Annotated in this window: 7 protein-coding genes and 1 pseudogene; 4 read left to right on the top strand and 4 right to left on the bottom strand. The window is 37.8% G+C overall.

The window, feature by feature from the left end; translation table 11 throughout:
* Window positions 1–27 precede the first annotated feature (27 nt).
* On the top strand, window positions 28–1,158 hold the full coding sequence (gene nrdB, locus QL998_RS01600; protein WP_007583038.1) for a class Ia ribonucleoside-diphosphate reductase subunit beta: 1,131 nt from the start codon (window positions 28–30) through the stop codon (window positions 1,156–1,158).
* On the top strand, window positions 1,158–1,430 hold the full coding sequence (yfaE, locus tag QL998_RS01595) for a class I ribonucleotide reductase maintenance protein YfaE (protein ID WP_007583035.1): 273 nt from the start codon (window positions 1,158–1,160) through the stop codon (window positions 1,428–1,430). Before nrdB ends, yfaE begins: the two co-directional genes overlap by 1 nt.
* Before the next feature lie 79 nt (window positions 1,431–1,509).
* On the opposite strand, the gene pbpC is transcribed toward yfaE, so the two are convergent.
* From pbpC to QL998_RS01575, 4 genes are all read right to left on the bottom strand, one after another.
* Window positions 1,510–3,891, bottom strand: a complete 2,382-nt coding sequence (gene pbpC / locus QL998_RS01590; protein ID WP_290192033.1) for a penicillin-binding protein 1C — start codon at window positions 3,889–3,891, stop codon at window positions 1,510–1,512.
* Entirely contained in the window at window positions 3,872–9,796 is a 5,925-nt protein-coding gene (locus QL998_RS01585) for an alpha-2-macroglobulin (RefSeq protein ID WP_290192032.1), read from the bottom strand. Before QL998_RS01585 ends, pbpC begins: the two co-directional genes overlap by 20 nt.
* 65 nt (window positions 9,797–9,861) lie before the next feature.
* Window positions 9,862–10,455 carry a DUF1287 domain-containing protein gene (locus QL998_RS01580; protein ID WP_165743582.1) on the bottom strand — a complete coding sequence of 198 codons (594 nt, stop codon included), beginning with the start codon at window positions 10,453–10,455 and terminating at the stop codon, window positions 9,862–9,864.
* 27 nt (window positions 10,456–10,482) lie between these two features.
* Entirely contained in the window at window positions 10,483–10,956 is a 474-nt protein-coding gene (locus tag QL998_RS01575; RefSeq protein WP_290192031.1) for a hypothetical protein, read from the bottom strand.
* Between the two features lie 284 nt (window positions 10,957–11,240).
* Here QL998_RS01575 and QL998_RS01570 point away from each other — a divergent pair, with 284 nt between their 5' ends.
* Together QL998_RS01570 and QL998_RS01565 are read left to right on the top strand one after the other, a co-directional pair.
* A complete protein-coding gene (locus QL998_RS01570; protein WP_290192030.1) occupies window positions 11,241–11,660 on the top strand; it encodes an alpha/beta fold hydrolase in 420 nt (139 codons plus the stop codon).
* 34 nt (window positions 11,661–11,694) lie between these two features.
* Window positions 11,695–11,821, top strand: a pseudogene (locus QL998_RS01565) (IS5/IS1182 family transposase); the annotation flags it as partial.

The raw sequence follows: 11,821 nt of genomic DNA, 5'->3' as shown, positions 1-11,821 counted from the left end.
TTTCTGATAGTTTTTTGAGTGATAAACATGTCTTATACTACTTTTAGCCGAAACCATAATAACCAAATGCAAGAGCCAATGTTTTTTGGCCAAACTGTAAACGTATCTCGTTACGACCAACAAAAATACCCAATTTTTGAAAAGTTAATTGAAAAGCAACTGTCTTTCTTTTGGCGTCCTGAGGAAGTAGATGTAAGTAAAGACCGTTTAGACTTTCAAGCATTACCAGATCACGAAAAGCATATATTTTTAAGCAACTTAAAATACCAAACACTACTTGATAGTGTACAAGGTCGTTCGCCAAACGTGGCTCTACTTCCAATTGTATCGCTACCAGAGCTTGAAACATGGATAGAAACATGGGCGTTCAGTGAAACAATTCACAGCCGCTCATACACGCATATTATCCGTAATGTAACACAAGCACCTGAGCTTATTTTTGATGACATTGTTAGCAACGATAAAATTAGCGAACGTGCTGATGCCGTAACTAAATACTACGACGACTTAATCAACTCTGTATCGCTTTACAATTTATATGGTGAAGGCAAACACGAGATTAACGGTAAAACTGTTATCGTGAATTTGTTTGAGCTTAAAAAGAAACTTTACCTGGCTATGATGTCGGTAAATATTCTTGAAGCGATTCGCTTTTACGTAAGCTTTGCATGTTCGTTTGCGTTTGCTGAGCGCGAATTGATGGAAGGTAACGCTAAAATCATCAAACTTATTGCGCGCGATGAAGCACTTCACCTTTCGGGTACTCAGCATATTTTAAACATTATGCAAGACGGTAAAGATGACCCAGAAATGGCGATTGTTGCAGCCCAGTGCCGCGACGAAGCGATTAAAATGTTTGTTGATGCTGCAGAGCAAGAAAAAGAGTGGGCTGAGTATTTATTTAAAGATGGTTCAATGATTGGCTTAAATAAGCATATTTTATGTCAGTACGTTGAATACATTACTAATGCACGTATGACTGCCATTGGCTTGCCAGCACAGTTTGAAAATAACAGTAACCCTATCCCATGGATAAACTCGTGGTTAGTGTCTGATAACGTGCAAGTAGCGCCTCAAGAAGCAGAAATTAGCTCATACCTTGTTGGTCAAATAGACTCTCAAGTTGATGCATCAGAATTTGGTGATTTTGATTTATAATGAGTGACAAGTCTACTGCAAGCATAACGCTTGCAGAAAACAGCCAGTGTATAGAATTTACCGCTGGCTGCCCTTCTCTTCTACAGTGCTTAGAATCCATGAAAATAGACGTTGCATTCCAATGCCGCGAAGGTTACTGCGGCGCCTGTAGAGCAACGTTAGTGTCAGGTAGTGTTGAATATAACGAAGAGCCCCTTGCATTTGTGCGCGAAGGCGAAATACTCCTGTGCTGCTGTAAACCCAATGGCAATGTAAGTATTAATTTAAAGTAGTCTAAACGCTAAATACAGTTTATAAACGCCAATCTAATTGTTTAATACCCGATAACTAGCTCTTTAGCTTATTTACGTATCACTGAACGAGCTTTACACGCATTGAAACTGATGCGCTACGCCCTAAATTATCAACCACTCTTACGTCAAATTCGCCTACTTGCGGGTGCCAGAAAAAAGGCGTATCTCGCTCTACTTTACCAACAAAGCTGTTATCTACAAACCAATATAAAATACGTGAATCTGTATCTGTGATTGCGCTAAAAGGCAGGCCTTCTTTTTTCAATTTACTGGCTCTTATCGTGTAGCTAATTAAATTACTCGGGGATGTAATACTCGGTGCTGAGCCTCGTGTACTCGTGTCATTAATTAAGCATGAATCTAAATAAGGTGGAGGCTGGCGTTTAACAATGCCTGCTTGTTTAAATAATCTGACTAAGTCAGATGGCCAAAATTCATAAACTGCCTTTGTAGTTGTAGATTCAACATACTGACAAGCACGTAATCCCGATACTTTATCAATATAAATTTCACGATGTACATCGGACACTTTAATTGGCGACTTACCTGGAATAAAAAGTCCTTTTTCTGTTTTAGGGCAATGCACATTAGGTAAATCACCTGTTGTTGAACAAATATCTACTTCTGTAATATTTAAACCACCTGGTTTTATATTGCCTTTGATTAAGCCGTAACTATCTAATGAACGTATTATTTTAAAAAATAAAGGCGCGGCTGCTTGTCGCCCAATAAAAGATGGGTGCCCTTCTCCTGAGAAATTACCCACCCATGTAGCTAAAACATACGGACCAACAATACCTACTGACCATGCATCGCGAAAAGCAAATGAAGTACCTGTTTTCCAATATACAGGGTATGATTGTCTTCTTTCTTTTTGAAATGAGATTTCATCAACTGCACTATTTTCACTTAGCATTTGTAAAGTCAGGTAGGCTGCCTCTGGGCTGATGAGTTGCTTGATATGATTGTTTTGATTATTTGGGTTGTTTTGGTTAATAACAGTGGCGTCTTTTTTTAATATAACTTCATCCTTATACACCCCTAAATTAGCTAACATGGCGTATAACTTAACGAGCTCTAGCATCGTTACTTCACTGCCGCCCAGCGCAAGCGCTAAACCATAAAACTCTTTGGGCTGAAGCTTTTTAATATCGGCTGCAACGAGTAAATCGTATAGCCCAACTTTTTGTAAGCGATACATCAAATTAACAGCAGGCACATTACGGCTCAGCACTAGCGATTCAGTAGCCGATATAGGCCCTAAAAACTGCTGATCGTAATTCTCTGGTGTATATCCTCCAAAGCGTTTGGGGGCATCTTTTACAAGCGTTAATGGATGAATTAACCCTTCGTCTATAGCAAGCGCATAAATAAATGGTTTAAGGGTTGAACCTGGTGAACGTTTAGCTCTTACACCATTTACTTGACCGCTAATGTCATTATTAAAAAAATCCACAGAGCCTAATTCAGCAACTACTTCCATAGTTTTATAATTTAGTAAAATAGCAGACGTATTACTAAGCCCGTCTCTATGCCTGCGATTAATGTAATTTCTTGCATGGCGCTGAAGTAAGTTTTGTAAATTAAGGTCTATCGACGTTTTATATTCTCCAGGCTTTAGGTGCGGGTACTCGCTTTGTAAATTATCAATAAAATGTGGAGCTTCAAAAGGCAAGTCTGAAGAGGCATATACCTTTATCGGTAATTGCATAGCTGCTAGCCAATGTTTATCGTCTGGGTGGGTTTCAAGCCAACGAGTAAACAGTTTTTTTCTTGTTTCTAGCAATACCAGTTTAGCCGATTTTTTAATGGGATTTCGTTTGGTTGGGTTTTGCGGGATTAAGCTAAGTAATAATGACTCAGGTAAATTAAGATCAATAGCTGGTTTCTTAAAATAAATTAAACTGGCTGCACCAACACCTTCAATATTTGATCCATAAGGCGCTAAGTTAAAATACGCCTCGAGTATTTGGTTTTTACTGTAGTGTCTCTCAATTTGTAGCGCTCGAAGTATTTGTTCTACTTTTCCAAAAATAACATGCGTGTTCATCCCAAAGTGCAACCGGGCTACTTGCATTGTTATTGTTGACGCACCGACTCGGTGACTTCTTTTAATATAGCTAGTATAAAACGCATTTATTAAAGCAATAAAATCGATACCAATATGCTCATAAAAGTCTTGGTCTTCATACAATAAAGTAGCTTGTTGAACGCTCAAAGGGATTTTATCTATTGGCGTCCATAATCTATATCTATCGTCTGCGGCTAAATTTAAACGAAGTAATTTATCACTGCTATCGTAAAAAGCCGTTGAGTAAGCATTGGGCTGGGTAATATCAGGCTTTGGAGTAAACAAATTCAACAGCACTGCAAGCAGTGCTGTTGTAAAAAAAGCCGTTTTTATTATAAAACTAAACTTTTTATTTAGCGGCGGTAACATCAAAACGACCCGATTTTGAGTGCGCTTTAATACTTAAATCATACATAGATTCAGCATAAGCCGATGGCACTACAAAGCTGCCAGATGTAGTAGCCTTAATCTTGTAAGTAAGCTCAGTCATGCTATCGCCAAAGCTGCCATATAATATAACGCGATCCTCTCGTATATCTTTATAATCAGAGGTCCAGCGATTATAACTATTGCGAACGCTGTCTCTGAGTACTTCAAACCCACCAGGTAGTAAATCAATAACAGCAACATCCGAAATATTTTTACCCGTTGTACTACGCACTCGTAATACAACGTTTAGTTCTTGACCTTGAACAGCGGTGGTTATCACATTACCTTTATCGTCTTGGTATTCTCTGACAACTTCTAAACCATTACTTAATGACTTTTGTGGCACGTTTGTATCAAAACCAGCTTGGCTCATCATGTAAAATGAGCGAGGTGGCGCTAATACATCAAGCGTTTTAACGTCATTTAAAAACGAGGCTTTAGGATAAGGTGTATAGGTTACGTCTAATGCCTTTTTTTCTGCCATTGTCGTTGTTGCCATTATTTTTACATCTTCAGGCTGGGCTTGTGATAACGCAACTTTTGAGTATGCCGTCATAGCAAGTACAGACCAAGCAGACGACAACGTGTTGTAGTCTCCTTTAAAAATAGGGTCAACGACATTAAACAAATCATCTTTAGTTAACTGCTTTAAGCGAGCAGGAAAATGTTTTGATAACAAATAAATATACTGTCCGTCGTGAGCTAAACGTGAGTCGTAAGCGCCCCAATTATCGTGCTGGGTATCTTGCCCAATTTTATAGCTATTGATCAGTGCTTGCGCTTTGTCGCTTGCACGTAATAGCTGATAAGTTGCGCCCATAAACGCGGACGTTATATCTTGTTGCCATACTTTGCTATTACTCGCATTTACACTTTTTTCTAAATCAGATAAGTAATTAGTTGTTACCTCACCTTGTCGTGTTAGCAAATAAATGGCATAAGCGCGGTTTCTGTCATTCGCCTCTAAAGATCCGCTCGCTATACTGCGCACACCTTCAAAACCACTGCTCCACATATCATAAGGTATTGCTACGCCCGCTTCTTTTGCATCTAATAAAAAATGCATAACATAAAGAGAAGAATAAATAGATGCACTAGAATTACCCGGCCATAACATAAATCTGCCATCAGGTAACTGACGTTGACGAAGGGTATCTATTAAGTTGTTTATACGCTCATGTTTATAAGATACATCGCCCATATAACTTGGGTGTTCTAAATAACTTAGCACCGGAAACACACTACTCACTACTTGCTCGGTACACATATGAGGAAAGTTATCTAAATAACTAATAAGACCATCAACAAGCGCTAACGGGCTTTGTGAAGCGGTAATATTATTTTGTGATAAGTTAGGATATAGCTGTCTCGAAACCGCTATTTCTTTTTTACCTGATTCACTAAAGCCACTTTCAAAGCTACTAACAAATGCAACCGCAGGGCGCACACTTAACGTTGCCGTGCGTTGGCTAACATTGTCACTCGATAACGCAGTAAATGTAATTGATGCAGCGCCAAGCTTATCAAGCACTTTCACTCTAAACGTTAATGTGTCTTCTGATTTTTCATCAATATTTAGCGTTAATTTTTTATCGCTTATTATTTCAATGTTGCTTGAAGTAAGCGCTTCTACCGTAATTGGCAGTTGTTTACCTGAATCCTCAACACCATTAGCAATACCAAGTACAATATTAAACTCATCGCCTGGTGCTGCTGTCGTTAATACATTAGGAGTTAATACGAAGGGCCCTTTCACAAGTGTTGTACTTTCTTTAACACCAACACCCTCGTCATTTACGGCAATAGCAATTACACGTACCTGACCTGCAAAAGTATCTGGGATAGTAAACGTATGTTTTTTCGTTTTAGCATCAGCCGATAAAATACCAGACCAAAATGCGACTGGTTTTTGTACCTTACGAGAAAACGGGTTAAGTTGCTTGCTCTTGCGGTTCATTGCCATTGAGTCAGCATAACCACCACCCGCAGCTGCAAGCTCTTGCACTAGTTTAAATTCAGGTAAAATAAGATCAACAATTTGCATAGTACTAACTTCTAAAGCACGTTTTTGTAAGAAGTGATTTAACGGCTTTGGCGTCCGATAATTTGCCACTTGTAAAATACCTTCATCTACAGCAAATAACAGAACACGTGAAGGTGATTTGGCACTATATGAAATGACTAAATCGTCACCTGGTTTTACTTTATCAGGTATGTTTACGTCAAAATCTATTGCGCGTTTACTACGATCAATCGCAAATGGTTTAACTGCGTAGCTTAATGGGCTTGTAAATATTTCTTTCGATTCAAGGCTTCGAACAAATGAAACATTAACATACGCATTGCCTTCTATCCCTTTAGGTATCGTTATGGTTTGTATGCTACTTGTTGTTTTACTCTCAAACCATTTAAAAGCGTGTACTTTATTAGTTTCAATTGTAATTAAACCCGAGCCAACATAAGGCGCTACAATACTTATTTCAATTGTTTCGCCCGGTTTGTAATCCGGTTTATTTAATTGAACTTGCAGTTCAGCATTCTTTTCAAGCTTACCCGCTAAGTTACCCGTGCCGGTTATCGTAAATGATACCCTACTAACGGTATTCCCTTTGCCATCAACGAGTTCTATTAAGTAATCACCTGGTTCAGCAGTGGGTAATTCGTAGTTTGCGCCATCTTGTTTAATGTAAAACGGATTGCTTGATACCTGTTTGTTTTTTCTAACCGATTGGTACTTATAAGTGCCGTTATTTTGTTGCACCAACGTAGATACATATTGTTGTTCTATTAAATTTAGCGATAAATCATCACGAGCAACTTGCTCAGTTTCTGAATTAATATTAATAAATTTTACAACACGTTTTGACTCTTTTGATATGTAGCTTAAATCGCCATCGGCTTTATAACCAACTAACTGCTCAACGGGTGAAACAAGCACCGAGCTGCTTGCACGAACACTTTTACCACCGCCTTCTTCATACCCTTGTACTGCAAAATTTAACTGATAAGTACCTGCCTCATAGCGAGTTAAGTCAATATCAAATTCTGCCTTGCCTTGTTCATCAGTTTTGGTTTCGGTTAATGATTCATAACTGTGTCTAATATTTTTTCCTTCACTGTGGGGATCAGAAAACACATAATCTTTGTATTCATTAAAGTAAAAACCAGCTGGAGATAAATGTAAATCAGCAGTAACACGTCTATTTTGAGCAGGTGTACCAAATAAGTTTTGAAGGCTCACCAATGCTTTAAATTTTGAGCTGTTTACCCACCCCTTTGCAGATGATTGAGAAAATTGACTACTAATTTTCAATCTATCGGGTACAAACTCTTCAACTTTAAACTCAGTGCTGCCTAATTGGTCGCGGCTATTATTATTTTTAATAAGTTGGACCGATACATAATACGTTCCGGTATTGGCGCTATTTTGTGTTTTAAAGTCAAAATCAAGCAATCCATACTTATCTAAGCTCACTCGTTTATTATAAACAGTTGTCCCTTTAGGATCGGTAATTATAAGTTCAAGCGGTATATCGCCCAGTTTTGCAAAGTTTTGTTGCTTCACAATCGTGGCAAGTTTAACACTATCGCCTGGTCGATAAATTCCACGGTCAGAAAAAACAAACGCATCTATTTTATTACTACCACTGAGCCCAGAACTTACACCGCCGGTATCAAACCGAGAGTAGTTAACCATTCGAGAATAGCGATTATAAGGAATAAAAGACATGTCACTTTTAGTTTCGACTACAAAAGCAACGGGAGTTTGATCATCAGTAAACCACGTTGTATTGTCGAAAAATGCGTGCCCCTCAGAATCTGTTTTAGCATTTAAAATAACTAATCCGTTTTTACCCAATAACGACACCTTCGCTTTTGCTACCGGTTTTCCTGTTTCAATAGATTGGACAAATATATCGCGAGATCCATCTGCATTATTTTTTACCAAAATACCTAAATCAGTAATAAGGATAAGTCGTTTTTCTTGGGGGCCATATACGTAATTATCTTCTGTATTTAACGCTTGAGCATTTATAAAAAATAAGCCTAAACCAACTGACTCATTATACTTACTACTCAAATCAATAGATGAATAGACCGCTTTTTTAGGGTGCTCCAATTTTAAATTAACTTGTCTGGTAAAAATTGAACTTATGTTTTCTTCTGTAAAGTAATAATTATTAAATTCTGGATTAGAAATATCACCACTGGTTTGACTTATAAGGTGGTTAATTTGATTGGCTTCTACCCTACCTACTTTAACTTGAAGTGCGTTTACACCGCGGGTCAAAAATGACAATTTATGATCGCCATTTTTTGATAATATAGACCCTTTAGACATAATATTTACTTGTGTCGGATAAGCCGGCGTATCTAAAATAGTGTCGTATTTATTCACCATCCTAAACTCACCCGTCGACTTTAATCCCTTATCAATCGCGATATAAACTTGCTGGTTTTGAGGGGCGTCAAACGTAAAACTGTGTAACTTAGCGGTATCTTGCGCGGTAGGAATCGCATTTAACTTAACTTTTTGAGATTGCTTAAGCACTGCATCAGTAACCTCTCGTGGACTACCGAAGTACTTATAATTACCTTTTGAATCTTTAGTCGGTAATACATAAGCAACTGTTTTACTAACCACATCTTGCGATGAAATATCATCTGTGAAGTCTAAAACAAGTGTTTGTTCGGGCTCCCCTTGCGTATTTTTTACCATCAACACATTGGCAGTATTTACTCTAAAAAAGCTATTTACACTTGGGATCAACACGGCGTCTTTAATCTCTACTGTTGTTTGAGAAGGACCCATAACCGGCTTTACACCGCTATTAAGAACAAAATACAGATAGCTTTCGGTATCTTGAATACGTATTTGCTCTGAAGTAATGTAAATCTCTCGTTGATGCTTGTCGTAAGTAACATCAAATTTGTATTGTGCTAGTTCGTTTTTGCCATCTTGCTCAAGCGATTGAGTCAGCTTTAAATTATTTTTTATGGTGCTTATATCTGTTGGGTGAGTCGCTTTTAATGTTGCAATCACCTTGTGACTTTTTTTAACGTTAGGGTCTTGATAAAAAGCGAGCGAGCTTAGTGTTAGTTCAAAGTTGGGAGTTTTAAATACATGCTCATTATCGCTTAGATGTATATCACTTTTAAAAATAGATGAATCAAAACGTACCTTATATTTTTGCCCTGCTGACCAATCTTGTTTTGGGATAAATTTAAGCTGGCTTTCACTATTCCAAGACCACTGTCCAATTAGCTCAGGCGTGACTTTTATACCTGTGGGAATCACTTTGCCAACAAGCGCAAGCTTTGCGACAGAGTAAGATACTGCATCAGTGTTCTCTACATCATCTAAAACGGGAGTAAAATCAATATAAAGCGGTTCAGGGCTTAAAACATCAGATAAAGTGGTAACAGCAGGTGTAGAGTGAGTTGCTTTGTAACTAATTGGCTGTGGTAAGGAAAGAAAAAAACAATAGCCTGCTATAATTAATATCAGCATTAGCACGGCGCTAAAAAATGCTGTTTTGCGCTCTTTAGCAAACCTAAGCACATTATTTATAGCAGTAATTAACCATTTCGGTTTATGCCAAATAATGACACCAAATACATTTAAAATAACAAAAAATGTGGTCAGTAAAACCCACACACTGCCAACTGTTTTTTCGGTTACATTTACGTTGCCAAGTAAGCTTGCAACCAAACTAAACAAACCCGTTCCTATGGCTGAAAAAGCAATACTCATAAATAAGCTAGCTATTTTGGGAGCGAGTTTACTTTGTTTAAGATTAACCTCTTTTGGGCTAGCCTCTTTTGAATCGGTTTTTGTATTCACGTTCAAAATCCTTTTTCTTTATACTGCAATATCAATAAATGAGAGAACTCATACTTATAATCTGGTTATTTATATTCTTGTGGGACGAAACGGTAATGCCCCGTAATTTTAAAATCGAAAAGCATGTCGCTTTTTTCAGGTCCTCGACCAATATTATGAACAATTAATGGATTCCCTGTGTCTTTTGCTAACTCATTCACAACCATACCAATGTGCGGCAAATTACCTGGCAGCATCCACGTTACAATGTCACCCGTTTTATAGTCGTTCACGTTACTTGATTTAGCGAGCACTTGGCCATGATTTTTAAAGTAAGCCTGTAAGTTTGGCACACGGCGGTGGTCTATATTTTTATCCGGTTTGGTTAAACCCCAAATACGCTTAGAGGGATATAGCTCAAAGCTTTTTAACATGTCCTCATGCACAAGCTTTTGCAAATCAATACCTAAAAGTCGATATGATCGAATAACTACATCGGTACACACCCCTACATTAGCGGGCACATCGCCACCCGGATAAGTAATAGAGCGATAAGACCCATCATAGGTAACGTTATGTGTTGTTCTTTCAAGTAACGCAGCCACAATATCGTCATCAAACGATGCCGCATAGGCATTTACACTAAGTAAGCTCAGTAAAAAAACAGTAAAGCGTGTCATATGCAATCCTTTGAAAATGTTAATTAACTACAACGCTTGAACCACGAGTTCAGGCACGTTTATTTTCTTGCCATTATTTGTAAAGTGCTTATCAAGACTATACGCCATGACTTCAAGTGGCGCAGCATCATAACCAACCTGCTGAATTTCGGTTATGTAACGCAACATAAAAGCCTCGGCGCCAAGTTCACTCCATTGGGCTACGTGAACAAGTTCATGAAAATGCACAGCTAAATTATCAGCTACGTAAGGAAGCATGTAATAAGTGTTTTTGTATGTAGTACCTGCGGCATCCATGTCAATAAAATCGTCTAATCCCATTTCACGCAAAAAAGGAAAGTTAGGTTTGGGTATTTCATCGACAATAACGTAAAAGGCATTTTTTAAAAATTCGACAGGATAAAACCCTGCAAACTCACTGGCAAATTTCTCACAGCTAATTCTTTGGGTTTTATATTTAATATTTGTTGCATCAATCCATTGTTCTATTTGTTCGAGCACGTCCTTCCTCCAAAATACTCACTTAACGTTGTATAAATGTTGTAAGCCAACAACTCAATTGTAACAAAAGTAAATTAACGAATCTCTTTTTAAAGTACAAAAAGCTGCTAAAAAACCACTTACCCTCTAATCAACTATATATTTGATAATGTGCTTTAAAAACACAGGTATTGTTACTGTGTCCTTATTAGTAGTAACTTGTAATTATTAACTGAATGCAATTGTGTAAATAACGGGTCTGGTAAATTAATAAAGCGTCATTACCAAAAATAACGAGTTTACTTATGTACCCAGATATACAAAAAAATCTTAAAGTAAAACCTGCTCACATCGTCTCATTTATTGTGTTTTTATTAGTTTCAATGTCTACGCTTACCGCTCAGGTATATGCCGCTGATGCTGTATGGCCTTCAAAAACCGCTTACAAATATGCAAATGTAAACGGTAAAAAGATATTTTACCGAGAAGCTGGCATCCAGCATAAGCAAACCATTGTGCTTTTACATGGCTATCCGTCGTCTTCACACAGCTACCGAGAATTGATCCCGCTTTTATCAGGTCGTTATCATGTAATTGCACCCGATTATTTAGGCTCAGGATACAGCGAACGCCCAAACCCAGAAACTCAAAAATATACTTTTGAATTACTAGGGCGTGTTGATCTTTGTGGTATGAAAAACAAACAGCATGAAGATAAGGTATAATTGAATTCGCCAGAAAACTTTACACCGAACCTACATGCCAAGATTAATGTTAACAGACGGGACATGGAATGTCTTATCAAAAGTAATGTACTTAAGTGGTCGAATTTATAATAAGCCCGACCATAGAAAAACGCTCGAAGGCATACTGTATAAGATGCGCA

It is taken from the genome of Pseudoalteromonas sp. APC 3691 (assembly GCF_030408135.1).
Lineage (GTDB): Bacteria > Pseudomonadota > Gammaproteobacteria > Enterobacterales > Alteromonadaceae > Pseudoalteromonas.
The sequence above is the reverse complement of the archived record's forward strand: the minus strand, read 5'-3'. Positions and strand labels throughout refer to the sequence as shown.